Origin of the sequence: Flavobacterium cerinum, assembly GCF_004028155.1 — a bacterium.
GTDB classification, from domain to species: domain Bacteria; phylum Bacteroidota; class Bacteroidia; order Flavobacteriales; family Flavobacteriaceae; genus Flavobacterium; species Flavobacterium cerinum.
Window position 1 is genome coordinate 53,248 of the sequence record NZ_SBII01000008.1, and the last position, 20,994, is coordinate 74,241.

Annotated in this window: 12 protein-coding genes; 8 read left to right on the forward strand and 4 right to left on the reverse strand. The window is 37.8% G+C overall.

All coding sequences use genetic code 11. The features are described 5' to 3' along the window. Nucleotides 1-13 precede the first annotated feature (13 nt). Both EPI11_RS11570 and miaE read left to right on the forward strand, forming a co-directional pair. Nucleotides 14-781 (forward strand): TIGR03915 family putative DNA repair protein, encoded by a 768-nt coding sequence (locus EPI11_RS11570; RefSeq protein WP_128390135.1) that lies wholly within the window; start codon nucleotides 14-16, stop codon nucleotides 779-781. Between the two features lie 117 nt (nucleotides 782-898). After that, the gene (miaE, locus tag EPI11_RS11575) at nucleotides 899-1,480 is read left to right on the forward strand and encodes a tRNA-(ms[2]io[6]A)-hydroxylase (protein WP_128390136.1); all 582 of its coding nucleotides are present in this window, start codon (nucleotides 899-901) and stop codon (nucleotides 1,478-1,480) included. 6 nt (nucleotides 1,481-1,486) lie between these two features. On the opposite strand, the gene EPI11_RS11580 is transcribed toward miaE, so the two are convergent. Then, nucleotides 1,487-3,946, reverse strand: a complete 2,460-nt coding sequence (locus EPI11_RS11580) for an AsmA family protein (RefSeq protein WP_128390137.1) — start codon at nucleotides 3,944-3,946, stop codon at nucleotides 1,487-1,489. Nucleotides 3,947-4,304: 358 nt separating this feature from the next. Here EPI11_RS11580 and EPI11_RS11585 point away from each other — a divergent pair, with 358 nt between their 5' ends. The 4 genes from EPI11_RS11585 (at nucleotide 4,305) to EPI11_RS11600 (ending at nucleotide 16,556) form a co-directional block, all read left to right on the forward strand. Beyond that, nucleotides 4,305-9,191: a PKD domain-containing protein gene (locus EPI11_RS11585; protein WP_128390138.1), complete on the forward strand. Its 4,887-nt coding sequence runs from the start codon at nucleotides 4,305-4,307 to the stop codon at nucleotides 9,189-9,191. Between the two features lie 674 nt (nucleotides 9,192-9,865). Continuing rightward, nucleotides 9,866-14,746: a PKD domain-containing protein gene (locus EPI11_RS11590; protein ID WP_128390139.1), complete on the forward strand. Its 4,881-nt coding sequence runs from the start codon at nucleotides 9,866-9,868 to the stop codon at nucleotides 14,744-14,746. A gap of 477 nt (nucleotides 14,747-15,223) precedes the next feature. Continuing rightward, the gene (locus tag EPI11_RS11595; protein ID WP_164879164.1) at nucleotides 15,224-15,781 is read left to right on the forward strand and encodes a 2'-5' RNA ligase family protein; all 558 of its coding nucleotides are present in this window, start codon (nucleotides 15,224-15,226) and stop codon (nucleotides 15,779-15,781) included. A gap of 160 nt (nucleotides 15,782-15,941) precedes the next feature. Continuing rightward, nucleotides 15,942-16,556 carry a 2'-5' RNA ligase family protein gene (locus EPI11_RS11600; RefSeq protein ID WP_128390141.1) on the forward strand — a complete coding sequence of 205 codons (615 nt, stop codon included), beginning with the start codon at nucleotides 15,942-15,944 and terminating at the stop codon, nucleotides 16,554-16,556. 42 nt (nucleotides 16,557-16,598) lie between these two features. Here EPI11_RS11600 and EPI11_RS11605 read toward each other — a convergent pair whose 3' ends face one another. Next, the gene (locus EPI11_RS11605) at nucleotides 16,599-17,429 is read right to left on the reverse strand and encodes a helix-turn-helix domain-containing protein (protein WP_128390142.1); all 831 of its coding nucleotides are present in this window, start codon (nucleotides 17,427-17,429) and stop codon (nucleotides 16,599-16,601) included. Nucleotides 17,430-17,520: 91 nt separating this feature from the next. Here EPI11_RS11605 and EPI11_RS11610 point away from each other — a divergent pair, with 91 nt between their 5' ends. Continuing rightward, nucleotides 17,521-18,687, forward strand: coding sequence for an MFS transporter (locus EPI11_RS11610; protein WP_128390143.1), 1,167 nt, complete (start codon nucleotides 17,521-17,523; stop codon nucleotides 18,685-18,687). 147 nt (nucleotides 18,688-18,834) lie between these two features. After that, complete coding sequence (locus EPI11_RS11615) at nucleotides 18,835-19,416, forward strand: hypothetical protein (protein WP_128390144.1); 582 nt, start codon at nucleotides 18,835-18,837, stop codon at nucleotides 19,414-19,416. 72 nt (nucleotides 19,417-19,488) lie between these two features. On the opposite strand, the gene EPI11_RS11620 is transcribed toward EPI11_RS11615, so the two are convergent. Both EPI11_RS11620 and EPI11_RS11625 read right to left on the reverse strand, forming a co-directional pair. Continuing rightward, the gene (locus EPI11_RS11620; protein ID WP_128390145.1) at nucleotides 19,489-20,253 is read right to left on the reverse strand and encodes a hypothetical protein; all 765 of its coding nucleotides are present in this window, start codon (nucleotides 20,251-20,253) and stop codon (nucleotides 19,489-19,491) included. A gap of 375 nt (nucleotides 20,254-20,628) precedes the next feature. Beyond that, nucleotides 20,629-20,823 carry a cold-shock protein gene (locus EPI11_RS11625; protein ID WP_128390146.1) on the reverse strand — a complete coding sequence of 65 codons (195 nt, stop codon included), beginning with the start codon at nucleotides 20,821-20,823 and terminating at the stop codon, nucleotides 20,629-20,631. Between the last annotated feature and the right edge of the window lie 171 nt (nucleotides 20,824-20,994).

Here is a 20,994-nt window from a genome sequence, read left to right on the forward strand (position 1 = left end):
ATTATAAATACCCATGACCACTTATATTTTCAACGGTTCTTTTGAAGGGCTTCTTACCGCGATCTTCGAGTTCTATGACCGGAAAGAAAAAGCCGTGGAGTTGGTATGGGATAAATTATACCAGCCGTCTATACTTGATGAGGCACTGGAAATAGTAAATGACGAATTTAAAGCCAAACGTGTTTGGGATGGCCTAAAGAAAAAGCTGAGTCCGGAATGGCGCACCCGTTTTTACAAAGCTTATTTATCTGAAGATCCGCAAACATTTCAGGATCTACTTGACTTTGCCCGTTATATTTTTGATAATCCGGCAGGAGCCGAAGCCAATTTTGGTAACCCACATGTTATAGCGATCTCCAAGATGGACAAAAAGGTGAATCGTGAAAAGCACAGGATGAAAGCTTTTATTCGGTTTCAGCAAACAGGCGACAACATTTACTACTGCCCCGTTGACCCCGACTTTAATGTACTGCCGCTTATAGCTTCTTTCTTTAAAAACCGATATACCGACCAAAGATGGATTATTTATGACCTTAAAAGGAAGTACGGCCTGTTTTATGACCTCAAGAGCGTACAGGAAATTACCTATGAGTTTATATCTGAAATTGATATTAAAAAAGTTATCCTGCCTATAGAATTGACTGATCCTAAAGAAGAACTGGCCTCTATATTATGGAAAGATTATTTTAACAGCACTAATATCCCTGCCCGTAAAAACATGAAGCTTCACATACAGCATGTGCCAAAACGGTATTGGAAATACCTAAATGAGAAACAATAATTATCTTTAAAAATGCAATGCTTGGAAGATGAAATCCTTATTCAAGCAAACATAATCTTCAAATTATCAAGCCATAAATCTTCAAATTACTTATTTTTGCTCCTATAAATTAATTTTATGCTGGGACTCAAACTTTTAACCGACCCTCGCTGGGCGAATATAGCCGAATCTAATCTGGAAGAAATCCTTACTGACCATGCATGGTGCGAGCAAAAAGCAGCCACCAATGCCATTTACCTGGTCACCAATAACTCTGAACACATGGAAGTGGTAGAGAAAATGTTGGAAATTGCTGCAGAAGAGCTGGAACATTTCAGGCAGGTTGTTGCTATTATAAAACAGCGCGGCTATACGCTGGGTAGAGAAAGAAAAGATGATTACGTTAACCAGCTCTTAAAATTTGCCAGAAAAGATCTCAGCCGTAATACTTCATTTGTAGACAGGCTGCTTTTTTCAGCAATGATCGAAGCAAGGAGCTGTGAACGCTTTAAAGTGTTGTCACGAAACCTGAAAGACCCTGAACTGGCAAAATTCTATTATGACCTCATGGTGTCTGAAGCTACGCACTATACTACCTTTTTAGGCCTTGCCCGAAAATATGCAGAAGATGTGGATGTAGATAAACGCTGGGCTGAATGGCTTGAATATGAAGGACAGCTTATCCAGAGCTATGGTAAATCTGAAGCCATACACGGATAATAAGGCTCAATCTTTTTTACCACCAATTTTCATCTTTACATTACCATCTTTATCATCTTCGGCAGTAAGGTGTACAACGATACCGCGATTACGTCGTTTGGCAAGTTCTTCTTTATCTATAATATCTTTATCTTTTTTAGGATTACGCAAGGGCACATCAATATAAATTTGTGTCCCTTTCCCAAAAGAGTAAATACCCTGCACATCCATATTTAAGATACTAGAATTGATCTGCATTGGCCATATAGTTACTTTTTCGCCTTTAATATCAAACTTTCCATTAAGGTTATAGAATTCAATAGTATTCATGTCCCGAAACGGAAAAGCAAACTTACCTACATTGCGTACGGGATCGAAATTGAGCAGCTTTCCTTTTTTTACTCCAAAAGACACATTCCCGTATATTGATTTTGGCACTAAGACACCGGCATCAGTTATAGTGCCTGAAATATCAGCCTTAGAACTCACCAACCCCGAAAGGTTTTTAGATTGTAAGGTTTCCATACCAAAATTTTTAAAGGCATAAAAGAATTTATTGATGTCTACATTGTTTACCACAGCATCAAGATTAAACTGGTTCAGCTTACCCTTAGGCACTAAATTCCCATTTAGCAGTAATGTACCTCCACCGTGCTGGAGTCCTGCATTTTTCAATACTATTTTAGCATCTGTAAGCAATATATCGGCCTTTACATTGGTCGCTAAAAACCTGTTGTAGTAGAGCTTATCTACCCTAAGTTTCATATCTACATTGCTTTTCTCGAAAAGGTCATTTATCTCGTCGGTAAAATTGCCTTTGGCTTTTTTACGCTTTGTCTTAGCTATCTGTCTGCTCCCTAAAAAACCAAGAAATTCCCCTAAATGCAATTGCGGACTATGAATCTGCCATGTTAGCACTATTTTATGAGGATCTGTATAATACAGGTTCAAAAAATTCTCAATATTCCCCTCCATATTTACCAGGCTCTTTCCGCTTTTTAAAACAATCTTGCTAATATTAAGATTGTCACGTGTAAAAGTTAGCGCCAGTGATACATCTTTAAAATCGAGCTTACGCGGCACATAGCTCACATCAGCATTTTTTACATTTACTACGCCTTTTATCATTGGCTTTGCCAATTTGAAGTCTACAATATCAGCAGTAAAATCAAGCTTAACATCAGCAGTACCTTTAGAAAAAGTAAGCAGGTCTTTGTCTATAATATTCTTTAGCTGGGCAACATCAAATGTTGATGTAAAGTTCCCCACAGCGATAGGTTTTTCAAGATCGAGGATAAATATCTTTTTCATCTCAAAAGGTAGTCCTGCATACACACCATTAAAACCAAAGAGTTTTATTGCCGAGTTAGCATCATTGAGCCCTTTACCCTTAACATGGTTATTGGTAAACTCCCCGTCAAAATTACATTGACTTACCAAACCTCCCGGCGTGTTAAGCTCATTATCACGAATTTTTGCCAGAACATGAATAAAAGGATCGCCTTCTTCGTTAAAGTCACCAATAAGATCGCACTTTACACTAATAGGCTGGCTAAGAGCAAACATATCCAGCTTAGAAGATATATTTGCCGATAGTAAATGGGCAGCATTGCGCCACATGATCTTTTCGTTAGAGATATTAATCGTAAAATCGGACGAATTATCCGCCACTTGAAACTTAGCACCTATTACAAAATCTTCTCCGCCTATATCCAGATTATTAGGTTCAAAAACAATGAATCCCTTGTTTTTAGTGTACGAAATATCAAAATTACCTTCTATCTTTTTCTCTTTAATAAAACTACCATGCTGTGTATTGAATGCCATACTGTGTACAACAGTTCTTAAACTAACATCGGCAGTCCAGTCAGACCATTTGTAATCAATAATTCCATCGAGTTCTTCTACATTAAACTTAAACAGTTTATTCCTCTGACGGTTATCTATCGCAAGGCTCACATTATTTAGGGACAATTTTCGCAATTGCGGAAAACTGCCATTACCCTCGCTTTCCGGCTGGGATTTCTTTTCTTTAAATACAGCAGTATTGCTATAGCCGTCTACAGTTGTAAACATATCTATAGCGGCATTGCTTATGTTCATTTTTTGAATTTCGATAGTTCCTCTAATCAGCGCCAGCGTATTTACCGTAACATTAAGTTCTTCAGCGGTTAACAGTGTATGACCATGCTTTTGATAGAGACTGTCGCGTAGTACAATTTTCTCAAGACGTAATGACACCTGAGGAAACCCTTTTAGAAAAGTAGGTTCCATATTTCCTACAGTAAGTATACCTGTAAGTCCGCCATTAAGTTCTTTGAGCAAATTAGCCTGAACTTCTTTTTTATGGGTATTAATATACCAGGCAAGCCCCACATAGGCAGCAATAACCAGTGCAAAAAACACCAAAATGATTCGTAATGTTATGCGCAGCCACTTGCGAGGTCTAGCAAAATAAGCCCATAACTGTTTTATTTTCTCCTTCATACTATAGCATCTTGATTATCCGAAGTGGATAATGATTTTAAATTTAATACATTATCTACTTTATATTTTGTTAAAAAACATTTCTACAGCACAACATTAACAATATTCTATTTTTAAATAAAAAAAATAGCATTTTTAAAGGATTTTTAACACATTTATCTAATTGTTAACTACAATGTTTTATATACAACAAAAAATAGTTAAAATGTTATATTTAAAAAACACTTATGAACACTGATGGTTTCGGATATAAATTAGTAAGATTAATTTTGTTAAGATATTTTTAACATTTTGTCTCACAATAAATTAGGTAGTTTTAAGAAAGTTTAACAATCACTTTTAAAAAAACCAACCAATTATGAAAAGACACCTTACGCAACGAAGAAAGCGGCTCAAGTTTGTCCTGGGCTGTTTATTCTGGCTGATGATGTTTAACAACCTCAACGCCCAAAACATTACCCTCACGTGGGACAAAGAATCTGGATGCCAGGTTTACAAACCACGCGAAAAAGAAGATTTTAATGAAGACATTGGTAGCGGAAACTGTGTTAGAGTATGCGAAAACAGCAGCGCTACCTACACAGTAAACAATTCCAATAGTGCTTGGCCAACCGTATGGACCGTTACCGGAGGTACTATTTCAGGGCCAAACAACGGAACTTCATGCCTTGTAAACTGGGGAAGCTCAGGGTTTGGATTTGTATCGGTAACTGTTACAACTCCTAACGGACCACGCACTAAAGAAATGTGCCTGGAAATAATAACCGGACCAAAACCAAATTTTGTGATAGTGCCGGGGCAGAAAGAATTTTGTCTTGAAGAGACAATATACTTTACAAATACCTCAAGTGCTAATGGCGGATCACAAATAATTTCTTATTTCTGGGACTTTGGAGACAAAACATATTCTTCAGAATTTGAACCAACACATATTTATACAAAACCTGGAAAAAAAACAGTTATATTAACTGTAACTAATGAGTGTAACTGCAGCAGGACGTATGAGATGGAAATTAACATACTTGATACGAAAGCTTACCCTATTACATGTAACTCTGTAGTGTGTGAAAACGGAACAGATGATTACAGTATACCGGAAGAAGTTGCAAAAAAATGTGACGGACATAATAACTGGAAAGTAGAAGGAGGAACAATTCTTTCACCTATGCCTTATGGAGCTACAATAACTGTTAGATGGGATAATGTAGATTCAACCGGTTTTGGATATGTTATTTATGATGGAAACGAGTGTGGCCTTAGATGTGCACAAATCGCAATAAAAGTTCCTGTAGTAACCTCTAAAACTAAAATAGTTGGAGAAAGCATAGTGTGTGCTAATACACAATACAGGTATAAATTACCACAATGGCCTACTACAGATTTTGTATGGAGCATAGTATCTAATGGAACTGGCGCCACTATTATGAATACTGACCAACGTAACGAAGTAATTGTTACGACAGGTACAGAAGGTGATATAACACTAAGATGTACTTACCGAAACTCAATGCTGAAATGTGGTGGGTTTGCAGAATATAAAATCCGTGTTAAAGCCATGGGTATTATTTCGGGACCAATAGAAGTTTGCCAAAACACAACACAAACATATAGTGTAAATAATGGCTATGTTGGGACATGGACTTTAAAAAAACCAAATAATTCAACAGTTACTTTTCCTGGAAATAGTTTTTCATACTTGTTTAATGTTCCCGGAAAATATACTTTAAGTGTTACTGGCAATGATTTTTGCCCGCCATCAGAACCATTTATTATAAGAGTTGACCCTATACCGGCTGCTCCAACTGTAAATGACATTGTGGGCCCTGCAAAAGTATGTACAGCATCACCTGTAGAATACAGACTTACTAATACAGTTCCAGGCACCGTACTTGTATGGGAAGCAATAAATGGAACAATAAGCGGCTCAAACTATGGAGAAGCTGTCACTGTAGAATTTACTCCAGGCTTTGCATCTTATGGCGTAAGAGTATGGCGTGAAAATACTGCAGAACCTCACTGTATCTCAGCTAAAACAACTAAAATTGTTACGGAACATGTTGTAACACTAAATATTACTACTCCTGTAAACCCTGTTTGTGCGAGTTCAGTAAACGGATATTCTGTTGCATACTCTGAAGGTGAAGTTTACGAATGGAGTGTATCACCGGCAACTGCTGGTAGCGTTGCAACCGGTAATGGAACAAGCAGCGTAGGTATCTTATGGAATCAGCTTGTTGTACCTAATACTCAGGTTGTTCTTAAAGTTCGTAAATGTAATGTATGGCACACAACAAGTCTACCTGTAAACGTTATACTTAGCCCTGCAATCAGTATAACAAATGTTCCTACTTCAGTATGCCCTGATGTTAATGTTACTCCAACTATATCTCCTGCCCTAACAAGCGGAACTGTAACATGGAATTTTGGAGATGGAACACCAACGGTTACTTTACCGGTAGGTCAGCCACTTCCTCCACACCAATATAGCAATGTAGCAATAAGCACAACTTATACTATAACTGTTGTAGTTGAAAACCCTAACGGCTGTATTACTCCGGCTACAGCAGTGAAATCAATAACTGTTAACCCTGCACCAGTTGCACTTATAACTCCCGATACACATCGTATATTCTGTAACACTGTAACTCCTTTCACCCTTACTGTAACTATACAGAGTGGTCTTGCGGGTACAGCACTTATTACATGGTACAATGGAAATACTATTTTATCTTCCGGTCCAAATAATTACAACCTGCCAGTAACAGGCTTTGGAGATTACCGCGCATGGGTTGAAAATCCTAACGGATGCGGTCAGTATACAAATACTATACGCGTAATAAACGATTGCGGCGGATCTCCTGGATGTATTATTAACCCAGCTCCATCTGTCACTATGGATGCTACTCAGGGAGGATGTAATGTAGTTGCAGCAACTTCAGTTACAACCCCGGCTCCGGTATCTTTTGGATGGAGTGCAGGCCCAGAAGCTACAGTAGTAACTTACTCTCAAAACTCAGCTTCATTCAGCTACCAAAAAGCGGGTAACTATACTATTATTTATGAAGCTATTTATATGGATGTAAACAACCAGCCATGTAGAGTATCCAGAATTGATTCTCAGATCATACCTTATATACCAAAAATTAATTATTCGGTATCATGTAGTTCTTCGGGTTCCTATACGATCACTGTTACGGATAACTCAAATTATTATCCAAACACACCACCAACAAGTAAAATATTTACTATAGGTCTTAACCAGTATACTGTTGCTCCTACAGCTACTTCATATACTGTAACTGTACCTCCGGGAAATTATAATCTTGGAATTACTTTGGGCAGATCTGGATTCCTTACATGTTCAGATTTCGCATCTGTAAACCTACCGGCAATGCCTAATTCGGCAATTACAAGCCCAAGTACAACATGTGATGGCACTGGTTTCCAATTATCTCCTACAGCAGGAGTAGTGCCAGGCTTATATTACAACTGGAACTTTGGTGATGGCTCATCTAACCTTCAGCCACAACCTGTAAAAGTATACGGTTCATCAGGTACTAAAACTGTTTCTCTAACAGTATCTAACATCTATGGATGTTCTAGCACAAGTTCTGTTAATGTAAATGTAGCTCCAAACCAGCTTAATGGTAACCTTACTTCAACATCTCCAAATTGTGAAGGTGACCCAATTATAATTACATATAACAGCACAGGTACTGCTCCATCTACATATACATGGATGAAAGACCAAACTGTAATTGCGACTGGCACACCTTCAATACAGGTTACCAGCTCTGGAAGTTACTGGGTAACTGTTGGAAACAGTATTGGTTGTATTAAACCAATCCCTACTACACCGGCTAAATTTATTATGAGCCCGGATCCTGCAATAACAGGACCTGACGGTGTATGCGTTAACCAATCGTTTAAACTATCTGGTTATGCCGGAGCAGGTAATCTTCAATACAGATGGTTACGCAACGGTTCACAGATTGCTACATGGAGCAGCTCTGCACTACTTAATTACTCTATCCCAACACCTGGAACATCTACATTTACTGTAGAAGTAAGAGTACCGGACGGATCTGGAGGATATTGCATTAGCTCAGCCAACTATCTGGTTACGGCTTACAGCTTACCACAGTCTCCTCAGCTTACTTACACTGTAGTGAAATGTAATCCTTATACCGTTAAGCTTAATGCTGATGCCGGAACTCCTGGAACATATACATGGAGTAATGGTGGTACAGGATCTGACATTACTGTAAACAAAGGAGGCCCATTCATGGTAACCTTTACAAACCCTGGTGGATGTACATCTACAAATCAGTTTGATGTACCTAAAGATCCTGAAGAATATTTCTGGATATTCCCTAAAGGATGTTATGAATTCTGTATGAATTCAAAAACAGGAGAGGGAGCAGTTGAGATTCTTGGACCTGCACCTCAGGCAATATTTGGAAAATGGATCTGGCTAAAAGACTTCTCAATGGATCAAGGCGGAGTTAATTCAGTACCTAATTACACAATTTCTCAGTCTGGAACTTACCAAATGGGCTTACTGAATGGTATTTGTTACAAAGAGACAGAGAACATGGAAGTTAAGGTTACTGATTGCAGATGCGAACTTAAAATGGACCTTAAGGACGTTAAAGCAGATACTAAACCTTTCTGTCATTTCTTAGTTCATCTTTATATTGATAATCCTTATGGATACCCAATTGATGTTACAGTTGGCGCTGGCCCTGGTCAGGGTATATTTATACCATCTGTTGTAACTGTACCTCCTGGAGGCTCTGGATTTGATCTTGACTTTATCCCTACAGGATATGTTGGTGGTACAAGTATGGAAATAATATTAACTACAACACTTGAAGACGGTGTTCTTTGCAGAACCAGAGAGAAATTTGTATTCCCTAGATGTGATTCAAAACCACAGGGAATAATTAATCCTGATAGTACTGTAGATAATGTGGATGCTATGGCTAAATTAAACAGCCTGGTTGTTGCACCAAACCCATCTAGCGATGTAACAGGTCTTACTTATATTTTTGCTAACGAAAAAGCAATGAGCAGATCTATCGAAATTTACAGCTTAATGGGCGTGTTACTTGAAACACACACACCTGAAGCTCAAGAAGGCAAATGGACTGTAAACCTAGGCAGATATGCTGCAGGACAATACATTGTCGTAATGAGAGAAGACGGAGTATCTGTAGCTCAAAAAGCAATAATTAAAGAATAATTTTTAAATAACTTAAATTGAAAAGGGACGCTTATGGCGTTCCTTTTTTTATTGTAATAAAACTTAAACTACTAATTATATGCTATATCACTTCTTTTGAAGATTATCAATTGTTTACAAATTTACCTACTTATAAATTCTGCACACCTTATAACTAAAGGCAATCTCTCAGAATACCCAGTAAACATATGACTTGGCGTTAAAATAAGTCTTAAAAAAGCAATTTATATATCCTTTTTTATAAATCACAATATCTATCTAAGCTTAAATTATTTGCTGAAGCAGTTTTGAACTGTTTTAGCTTTTCCTACATATTCTATAACATCTTAGTTTTTCGAAATTGTTAAGGTTTTTAAACTTAATGCATTATCTGCTTTATATTTTGTTAGAAAACATCTCTACCACGCAACATTAACAATATTCTTTTTTTAAATACCAAAACCCCTTATTAATAAAGGCTTTCTGACAAATTTATTCAAATATTAACTATTGTGTTACAAATACAACAAAATACATTATAAATGTTAAATTACGAAACCCCCTTTAAACACTAAGGAAAGCAGGAAATAAATGACAAAATTAATCATATTAAGATTTTATTAACATTTTGCCTTACAATAATTTAGGTAGTTTTAACACAGTTTAACAATCATTTTTAAAAAAACCAACAAATTATGAAGAAACACCTTACAGGACGAAAGAAGCGTCTCAAGTTTATCTTGGGATGCCTTTTCTGGCTGATGATGTTTAACAACCTCAATGCCCAAAACGTTACCCTCACATGGGACAAAGAATCTGGGTGCCAGATTTACAAACCTCGTGATAAAAAAGCAGCTGCTGATACTCCAGATATTGGACCAGGCGACTGTGTTAGAGTATGCGAAGAAAGCCAGGTTACTTACACATTAAACAATTCGAGTAGTATCTGGTCAATAGTATGGACTGTTACCGGAGGTACTATTAATGGATCAAACAGCGGCACTTCATGTGTTGTAGACTGGGGGAATGCAGGCTACGGATTTGTTTCCGCTACGTATATGACTCCAAACGGGCAACGCACTAAAGAAATGTGCCTGGAAGTAATAACCGGGCCAAAACCTAGTTTTATTATAGTACCTGGGTCTAAAGAGTTTTGTCTTGAAGAGACAATATACTTTACAAATACCTCAAGTGCTAACGGCGGATCACAAATAATCTCTTATTTCTGGGATTTTGGTGATGATACTTATTCTTCGGAATTTGAACCGACACATACTTACGCACAACCTGGAGGAAAAACGGTAAAATTAACTGTAACCAATGAGTGTAACTGCAGCAAGACATTTAAGTATGATATTTATATTCATGATACAAAGGCATTCCCTATTACATGTAATTCTGTAGTATGTGAAAATGCCACAGATGATTATAGTATACCAGAAGAAATTGCAAAAGAATGTGACGGACACCATAACTGGAAAGTAGAAGGTGGAACAATTCTTTCACAGCAGCCTTATGGAGGCACAATAACAGTTCAGTGGGATAATGTAGGTCCAGGCGGCTTCGGTTATGTTATCTATGATGGAAGTGAGTGCGGACTTAGATGTGCACAAATTGCAATCAAAGTACCGGTAGTAACATCAAAAACTGAAATACTTGGTGATGCTGTAGTATGTGCTAATAATCAATACAGGTATAAGCTGCCACAATGGCCAACTACAGATTTTGTATGGAGCATAGTAGCTAATGGTACAGGTGCATCTATTATAAATACCGATCAACGTAACGAAGTAATTGTTAATACGGTTATGGAAGGCAACATCACTTTAAGATGTACCTACCAAAACTCAATGTTAAAATGTGGCGGCTATACAGAATTCAATATTCATGTTAAAGCCATGGGTATTATTTCCGGACCAAAAGAACTTTGCCAAAACACTCAACAAACATATACTGTAAACAATGGCTACATTGGAACATGGACACTAAAAAGACCAGACAATTCAATAGCAACTTCTACTGGAAATAGTTTCCAAGATCCATTCGACATTCCTGGAAACTACACTCTAAGTATTACAGGAGATGATTTCTGCCCACCATCTTCACCATTTATAATAAGAGTAGACGCTATCCCGGCACCACCTGATACCGGTTATATTGAGGGTCCAACTTCAATATGTACAGGAGTACCGATAGAATATAGTATTTTTAATGATGTTCCTGGTACAGTAATAGGATGGGAAGTCACTAACGGTACTATAAGCGGCTCAAATTATGGCAACGCTGTCACTGTAGTATTTAACCCGGGCTTTTCCACTTACAATATAAGAGTTTGGCGTGAAAATATTGCTGCACCACACTGTGCATCATATAAAGTTGCTAAAAGAATTAGACCTATTAAAGTATTAGTAAATATTAGTACAAATGTAAACCCGGTTTGTGCGAGTTCTACAAATCAATACTACAGCAACTTTACACTAGGTGAAGTATATGAGTGGAGCGTATCTCCTGCAATAGCAGGTAGCGTTGCAAGCGGCAATGGCTCAGATAATGTTACTATATTATGGAATCAACTTTCTTTACCTAACACTGAAGTTATACTTAAAGTTCGTAAATGTAATGTATGGTACACTGCCAGCTACCCTGTAACTGTTGTACTTAGCCCTCTAATCAGTATAACTGGTGTGGCTAATTCAATATGCCCCGGCGATTCTGTTAGTCCATCAATCTCTCCTTCTCTATCAAGCGGAATGGCAACATGGGATTTTGGAGATGGAAGCGCACCGGTAACTGTAGCTGCAAATATAGTACCGACACATCAATATGGCAATGTGGCATCAAGCACATCTTATACTATAACTGTTATGGTAGCAAACCCTAACGGTTGTTTAACACCGGCAACAGCCACGAAAACCGTTGTGGTTAATCCGGCACCGGTAGCACTTATAACGCCAGACCCAGATCAAACATTTTGTGATATTGTAGATCCATTTATGCTTACGGTAACTATACAAAGTGGAGTTACAGGCACAGCCAATATCACATGGTATAAAGATGGTGGTATTGTATCTACAGGTACAACTAATTATGATCTCTTTGTAACCGATTTTGGAGATTACCGTGCATGGGTTCAAAATCCAAACGGATGTGGCCAATTTACGAATACTGTTAGAGTTATTAACAAGTGTAATAATGGCTGCATTATCAGTCCACTACCTACGACTATTCTAGGTTTAACTCAGAATGGTTGCAATGTAATTGATGCTACTGCAACATCTAACCCTACTCCTGTATCTTACGCTTGGAGCGCAGGTCCTGAAGCTACGGTATCAACGAGCACGCAGAACTCTGCCAGCTTTAAATATAAAAAAGCAGGTAATCACACCATAATTTATGATGCTTTTTATTTGAATGCAAACAATCAGCTATGTAAACTTACTACTGTTGAGAATAAGATCATACCGTATATCGCAAAAATTAAATATTCGGTAGTGTGTGGTCCTTCAGGTATGTATACGCTTACATTAATAGACGACTCAAACTTTTATCCAAGCACTGCACCAACAAGTAAAGTATTTACTGTAGGCACCAACCAGTATGCGGTTTCTCCAACGACACCTTCCTATTCTATAAATGTACTTCCTGGAAATCACACCATAGGAGTTACATTAAGCAGACCAGGTTTCCCGTCATGTTCGGATGCAATGATACTTAACCTACCTGCAATGCCTAATTCCACCATTATAACTCCAAACGCAATGTGCGATGGTACAGGTTTCCAATTGACTTCTGGGTCTGGAGCAACAGCTGGTTTATCTTATCTCTGGAACTTTGGTGACGGTTCAACTAACCATCAGCCAGAACCTGTAAAAGTTTACGGTTCACCTGGTCCTAAAACGATTTACCTAACAGTATCTAACATCTACGGATGTTCAAGTACAAGTTCTGTTAATGTATATGTAAATCCTAATCAGCTTGATGGTAACCTTACCTCAACATCTCCAAACTGTGAAGGCGATCCAGTAATACTTACTTACAACAGTACAGGTACAGCTCCTTCAAACTATACATGGATGAGCGATCAAGGTATAATTGGTTATTCAACATCACCTACATATCAGGTTAATAATTCTGGTAGCTATTGGGTAACTGTTGGAAATACTCTTGGATGTACAAAAGTGATTTCTGCTACACCAGTTAAATTTATCATGAGCCCGGATGCTGAAGTAACAGGCCCGGATGCTGTATGTGTTTCCCAGCCATTTAAATTATCCGGTTATGCAGGAGTAGGCAATCTTGAATACAGATGGTTACTTGGCACTACACAAATAGCACCATGGAGCAGCTCTGCAACACTTAACTACTCGCTAAACGCACCTGGCTCATACACATTTAAAGTAGAAGTAAGGGTACCGGATGGTTCTGGAGGATATTGCGTTAGCTCAGCTAATCATGTAGTTACAGTTTATAGCACACCACAGGCTCCTATACTTAATTATGCAGTAATAGGATGTGATCCATACACAGTTCAACTTACTGCTGATGCCGGAACTGCCGGAACATACACATGGAGCAATGGTCTTCAAGGATCTAATGTCCAGGTAAATAACGGAGGCCCATTCATGGTAACCTTTACAAACCTTGGCGGATGTACATCTACTGCACAATTTGATGTACCTAAAGATCCTGAAGAATATTTCTGGATATTCCCTAAAGGATGTTATGAATTCTGTATGGATAGAAAAGAAGGTTTAGTTGAAATTCTTGGACCTGCACCTCAGGCACAATTTGATGAATGGAGATGGATCAAAGACTTCTTAGTGACTCAGTCTGGTGTTGGCGCTGTTCCAAATTATTACATTGCCTCGTCGGGAACTTACAAAATGGGCTTAAGAAATGACATTTGCTATAAGGAAACGCAAAATATGGAGGTTAAAGTCGAACAATGTAAATGCTCAATTAAATATGATGTTAAGGATATTAGAGTAGAAAACAAACCATTCTGCCATTACTTAATAGACATGTATATTGATAACCCTTATGGTTACCCAATTCAGGTTAACATTAGCACTGTTAATAATGGTATGGGTATATTTACTCCATCAGTAGTAACTGTTCCTCCAGGAGGTAGTGGATTCCACTTAGACTTTATCCCAACAGGATATTTAGGAGGTACAAGTTTAGCAATAGTGTTAACTACAACTCTTGAAGGAGGCGAAATATGCAGAACAACAGACAAAATTACACTGCCTATATGTGATATAATAACGTCTATGGTTAACCCTAACGGTGATACAGATAATGGTAATGCAATGGCTAGATTAAACAGCCTTATTGTTGCACCAAACCCATCTAGCGATGTAACAGGTCTTACTTATGTTTTTGCTAATGAAAAAGCAGTAAGCAGATCTATCGAAATTTACAGCTTAATGGGCGTACTGCTTGAAACTCATACACCTGAAGCTCAACAAGGCAAATGGACTGTAAACCTTGGCAGATATGCCGCAGGACAATACATTGTCGTAATGAGAGAAGACGGAGTATCTGTAGCTCAAAAAGCAATAATTAAAGAATAACTTTTAAATAATTAAAGTTGAAAAGGGACGCCACGAGCGTCCCTTTTTTTGTAAAAAAAAATGCTGCCAATGGCAGCATTTTATAGAAATATAACTTAAACTACTAATTATATGCTATATCACTTTCTTTGAAATTATTAATCGTTCATGAATCGTCTTACATATAAATTCCGTGGTTCTTACAATAAAGTTGATTTCCTCGAAATCCCCAGCAAATATAAGGCTTCGCATCAAAAAATGAAGTCAAAAAAACTAAAAAAACAATAATTCCAAGAACCATTATTGATATAAAACAATAACTGTCTAAACCTAAATTATTTACTACAACAGTAGAAAATACATTTAACAGTTTGTGATTTTAGGGTAACAATAATCGCTATTCCCTATTAATTTTTCAATGTTAATTTTAGGCAATCAAGTGCTTAATGGAGCATACTGCTTTTTAATAAGTGGTATATTTGTAGTAAATCAATGCCAATGCCAGCAGACAGCCTCTACTTTATAGCCCTGATTCCGCACGATGCCGTTGCTAACGAAGTAACCGGTTTTAAAAACGATTTTGCGTTAAACTACAACAGCAGCAAAGCATTAAGAACGATGCCTCATATTACGCTTAAAGCCCCTTTTAAGCTTACTGCTAAAGAACACAACGGTTTATTAAAGTGGTTTGAGAATATCCGCCCGAGTGTAGACAGATTTATGGTAGAACTGGAAGACTTTGGCAGCTTTGAGAACAAAGACAATCCGGTAATTTATGTAAAACCTGTAATGAGTCCTGCTCTCGAACGATTGCAGAAAGCTATCTTAACCAGCTTCGAAAACACTTACCCTCACATAACCATTGCGCTTACAGAGCGCCGCTTTCATCCACACATGACCATTGCTTTTCGTGACCTCTCTCCAGAGCAGTACGAACGCGCTATAGATGTGTACCAACATAAAAAGTACAGCGCGGCTTTTAGAGCAGAGTCTTTCTATCTGTTACAAAATGATGGCGAAAAGTGGACTATTATTGCCGAGCATCTCCTGAAATAAATTCAGCTGTCATTTCGAGAAGGAAAGACAAACAATTTATTTAGCAATTACCGCGCTTCGACAAGCTCAGCTTGACTGTAAAATAGCAAGATTAAAACTCACCCATATAACTTTAAACCATTGCGCAAAAAAACCTATTTTTGCAATCACAGAAAAAACAATGGCCAAAAAGAACAACGCTCAATTAACCCTTTTTAATGAGAATGTGTACGAATACCTCGTGCTGCTCTCCCCTGCCGATGCTATAAAAGAAGCCGTAGACGGGCTAAAAGAACAATTGCACTCGCTAATAGGCATTGAAGACTACAACAGGCGTTCTGTGGCTCACATTTCGCTGTTTAAGCAACGTGCCACGACAGACAATCAGGTACTAAAGGTGGTGAAAAAAGTAGCTGCTTCAGTAGCGCCTTTTACAGTTAAACTTGCCGGACACGAAGTATTAAAACACGGAGGTGTTTCACGCACACTCTGCCTGAAGATTGAAGATCCTGCACCCATAAACAACCTTATGGAACTGCTGGATCCAAAACCGATAGCAAAAAGAAGCTATCGCCAAACCAGCATACTCGATAAAACACCACGCGCCAAAAAGGTAATACACCCACACGTTACCATTGCCCGCAATATCGCTGTTGCAGACTTTGACCGCATTGAAGACTTTACCGTGTTTGACTACCACGATGAATGGCTATGCGACAGCATTACCATTTTACGCCGCCTTGAAGGCAGCACCGGAATTTTCAGTCCGGTTAAGGAAGTCAAGCTGGGGAGTTAATTATTCGAAAAGCCTATTTCAAAGCGTTATTAGTATTCCTTTTTATTTCCCAAAATCACTTGGCTTTATATTCTTTCGTTTTTTAAAGTAATTGGAAAGGTGGCTTTCGTCGGTAAAGCCAAACTCATGGGCAATTTGCTTAATGGGCATGTTTCGGCCGGTAATACGCTTTTCAATTAGCTGGGTACGCAGGTTGTTTATATAATCGCGATAGGTCATATCAAAATTACGCTTAAAGTAGGCACTAAAATAACTTGGCGCTATGCTAAAATGAGCCGCAATAACTTTTATCTGTACCATTGTGGGGTCATACACATTCTGGTGTATGTAGGCGATGATCTGTTTGTTGTCAAAATTGCAACCCTGTGGCGGCAGTTCCATACTCTTCATTGCTTCTTTTATCAGTCCGAAAATAGAGAGTATCTGATAAAAAACAATAGGCGATGCTGATACATCTTTCCTGCAATTATAGGCCGTAATGTTAGCCACCGTATTTTTAAGGATCGTACGGCAGGGTTCATCAAGATTCAGTACTGTTTCCTTTAGCAGTCTTTCCCGCATAATATTTTCGGGCGTATTTAGCAGCAAATCATCGGTTGCCAGATTCTTTTTGGAACTAAAATAACTGTCGGTAAACTTTATAAACACAAATCGGGTACTGCTGTGAATATCAAAATAGTGTTCGTCATTGGGCGAAACCGTAAACAGGTCGCCATCCTTATACGGAATAACATTGTGGTTTATATGGTGCATACCCTCCCCTTTTATGATGTATATAAGTTCATAATAAGTATGCCCATGACAGGGCAGGCGAAATTTCTCTTCCTCAAATTCATCGATCACAAGGGTTTCAAACTGGCTGAGCTTTTTCATATCATATAATTACAATCATGTATCATAAATGTACAACTTTTTTCATTACATCGTGTCGTAAATTTGCACCTCCAAATTAATACATCTACATATGAAATTAAGTTTATTACCGCTCGCCCTGGGCGGACTTACCATAGGCATTACAGAGTTTGTAATGATGGGCTTACTCCCAGATATTGCAAACGACCTTAACATCAGCATTCCGCAGGCAGGATACCTAATCTCGGCTTATGCTTTGGGCGTTGTTATTGGCGCACCACTACTGGTTATTGCAGGTAGAAACTTTCCGCCTAAAAAAATGCTGTTGGCTATGGCAATAATGCTTACTATTTTTAATGCACTATCTATTATCGCACCGGGCTTCAACCTGCTTTTTGCTTCCCGTTTCCTTTCAGGACTGCCACATGGGGCTTTCTTTGGTGTAGGCGCTGTTGTTGCCAGCCGTCTAGCCGACAAGGGTAAAGAAGCACGATCCATTGCCGTTATGTTCTCGGGCTTAACGATTGCCAACCTTGCCGGAGTTCCGGTGGGGACATATATTGGTCATCATTTTAGCTGGCGTTATACTTTTGTACTTATAACGGTTATTGGTCTCATTACCATCATATCGTTATTGCTTTGGATGCCCAACCTGCCGGCTAAAAATAACGACAGCATGAAAAGCCAGCTTAAATTCTTTGGCAAAGCCGAAGCCTGGCTTATTATCTTTATTGTAGCTATTGGCACAGGAGGCTTGTTCTGTTGGATTAGTTACATCGCTCCCTTACTTACAGACATCTCAGGCTTTTCAGCCGAAGACGTGCCATATATCCTTATACTTGCCGGACTCGGAATGGTAGTGGGTAATTTTATTGGCGGACGACTCGCCGATCGCTTCTCTCCTGCTTATACAGTATTGGCCCTGCTTATCACAATGGCGATAGACCTATTGGCGGTATATTTTCTTTCAGGGAATCAAACACTATCCTTGTTTTTTGTGTTTTTAACCGGAAGCCTTTCTTTTGCGCTAGTCGCTCCTGTGCAAATGTTAATGATTCAGGCAGCAAAAGGCTCCGAAATGATTGCTTCGGCAGCCATACAGGCCAGCTTTAATGTAGGTAATGCTTTAGGTGCATTCCTAGGCGGACTGCCTTTAATTGCAGGCTATAGCTATGCGTCGCCTAATTTAGTAGGTGTTGCCATGGCACTAACCGGGGCCGCAACAGCATTACTCCTAATTTCAAGATACAAACGACAAGCCGTTTTAAAAGCAGCTTAATACTTTCTCTGATTATACTTTTTATTTTAGACAAATAATCCCGGAAATTACTTCGGGATTATTTTTTGTAGTAAATTTTTATAGTTATTATAAAATTAAGGCATAACTCATATATTTGCTATAAAAAATAATCTTACTGTACTGAAAATGAAAATTAAACAACTTCTTTTATTAGTGTTACTCGCAGGTAATGCGGCAATAGCTCAAAGCATTGCAGTGAACACAAACGATCCAGCAACAGGCACCAGAGTGATAATGACAAAAAATCATAGAGGAAATACGCTTGAAGTAGAGGATACTGTAGCAAAAAGCGGACTGGCTTTCTTCTCTGCAGGATACCAATCAGGGACTGCAAAAGGAAAAAAAGTAGAGACCTACTTTATAGATCTGGATATGTTTCATAACAACAACAAACTGGGATGTATAAATCAATCTGCAAACAATGTAACCATTCTACTAAAAGACGGCAGCAAAATAGAGTGTTTCCAGATATCCGATACCGATTGTAATCCTGAATCTTTTAAAGCAGCTTTTGCGCTTGGCCCAAAAGGAAGCAGCATGGAACAAATGGAAGCAAATTTTAAAAAACTGCTAACTACAGAGATATCTAAAATTACAGTAAAAACTACCGAAGGTTCTTTAGAATATAAGATCAAACCAAAATCATCAGAATATATAAAGAGTCATTTTGCACTGGTTGAAAAAACCTTAAGCGGCTCGACTAAATAAAACATATAAAAAAGGCTTTTCGAATTGAAAAGCCTTTTTTATATCGCTACAAGTACATCAATCTCCTGCTTATTACCATTTCAAAGCAAGTCCGAATCCGTTACCGTCAACTTTTGCATAAAATTCATAGTTGGGTTTAAATTTTTCTGTAACAGGAGTTCTATTATAATCTGCTATTGCCTTCCTCACTTTTTCCCTTCCGTTTATCTTTAGCGGTATACTGATCGCCCCTATAATAAGCCCTGCAATTATAGGAGCAGGAGAACCTTTTTTAGTACTATTTTCATCGTTTGCTGTAGTCATATTACTATAACCTCCTCCAACTATAAGTCCTGCTCCAAAACTTATACATAGCGTACCTATGGTATTTAATGTTCTCCCTGAATTATAATTCTTTAAGGCATAAGAATTGGATTTTAAAGCTTCTTTCACCTCTGCTGGCGTCAATTTAACTCCATTAAGTAAAATTTTTGAACAGTTCCTGAATTCCAAATGGTCTTTTTCAATTAGAGCCCCAGAACTTTCTTTTATTAAACTTCGATCGGAAGATTTATTCACGGCCACTCCATCGCTTTTAACGACCTCCTCTTTCTGATAAATTATATTCTTATCCATATCTTCTATTCGTTTAATGGAATTAAGAAAATAAGTAAACTCAGATCTTGTAGTAACATTGGTAAACAGAACCTGATCACCCTGGAATTTTAAATTTATAAATTCCATTTTCTGACCTGTTACAATTGTTACGTATCCTTTTTGAACCGGAAGATGATTTTGCGCAAAAAGCAGGAGCGAATTAAAAACCAAAACCAGAGCATAGATTAACTGCTTTGCCATTTGTTATGTTTTATAAGTTGTGTAATTATGAATATTATATTCTATCTAATATATAAACACTACAACCACAAGCAACTACATCAATTTTTATAAAACCATTAATTCTTAGAATAAAAAAACAAACACAACCAACTATAATACAGAACTTTGAGACTTAAGTACATCTTAAACAGCCAAAATAGTGTTAGCAAATTGTAAATTACATTTCGGCTATTGCCAAAATAACTTACCTCAATACTATTATTACCATATACCTATAAATAACGAAAGGCTTCACATCACTGTGAAACCTTTTGTCATGAACCTTTATAAGCATACCGATTTAAGTCAAATAGAATTGATCCCCTTTAAACTATCGGCATGTACAAAATAGAATTAACCTATAACTCTTACGTTTACCGCAGTTAGGCCTTTTTTTCCATTTTCTACTTCAAACTCAACTTTATCGCCTTCTCTTATTTGGCCAACTAATCCTGATGCGTGAACAAAAATGTCTTTTGTAGTAGCATCATCTATTATAAATCCAAATCCTTTAGCTTCGTTGTAAAATTTAACAGTACCGTTTTCCATGATTATATTGTTTAAAACACAAAAATGAAACAATTAAATTATAAATCACTTTTTTTTATGATTTATTTTTTAAAAATTTTAACATCGGCAAATAAATCCTCTCCAAATTGGCCTCAAACCCTATAATACAGTAAGACTTCAACGCCTGTATTCATTATACAAAAAGCCCTT

Bases quoted from the DNA above. Each gene is read 5' to 3' on its own strand.
- EPI11_RS11570 (WP_128390135.1), top strand. From the start codon at position 14: ATGACCACTTATATTTTCAACGGTTCTTTTGAAGGGCTTCTTACCGCG.
- miaE (WP_128390136.1), top strand. From the start codon at position 899: ATGCTGGGACTCAAACTTTTAACCGACCCTCGCTGGGCGAATATAGCC.
- EPI11_RS11580 (WP_128390137.1), bottom strand. From the start codon at position 3,946: ATGAAGGAGAAAATAAAACAGTTATGGGCTTATTTTGCTAGACCTCGC.
- EPI11_RS11585 (WP_128390138.1), top strand. From the start codon at position 4,305: ATGAAAAGACACCTTACGCAACGAAGAAAGCGGCTCAAGTTTGTCCTG.
- EPI11_RS11590 (WP_128390139.1), top strand. From the start codon at position 9,866: ATGAAGAAACACCTTACAGGACGAAAGAAGCGTCTCAAGTTTATCTTG.
- EPI11_RS11595 (WP_164879164.1), top strand. From the start codon at position 15,224: ATGCCAGCAGACAGCCTCTACTTTATAGCCCTGATTCCGCACGATGCC.
- EPI11_RS11600 (WP_128390141.1), top strand. From the start codon at position 15,942: ATGGCCAAAAAGAACAACGCTCAATTAACCCTTTTTAATGAGAATGTG.
- EPI11_RS11605 (WP_128390142.1), bottom strand. From the start codon at position 17,429: ATGAAAAAGCTCAGCCAGTTTGAAACCCTTGTGATCGATGAATTTGAG.
- EPI11_RS11610 (WP_128390143.1), top strand. From the start codon at position 17,521: ATGAAATTAAGTTTATTACCGCTCGCCCTGGGCGGACTTACCATAGGC.
- EPI11_RS11615 (WP_128390144.1), top strand. From the start codon at position 18,835: ATGAAAATTAAACAACTTCTTTTATTAGTGTTACTCGCAGGTAATGCG.
- EPI11_RS11620 (WP_128390145.1), bottom strand. From the start codon at position 20,253: ATGGCAAAGCAGTTAATCTATGCTCTGGTTTTGGTTTTTAATTCGCTC.
- EPI11_RS11625 (WP_128390146.1), bottom strand. From the start codon at position 20,823: ATGGAAAACGGTACTGTTAAATTTTACAACGAAGCTAAAGGATTTGGA.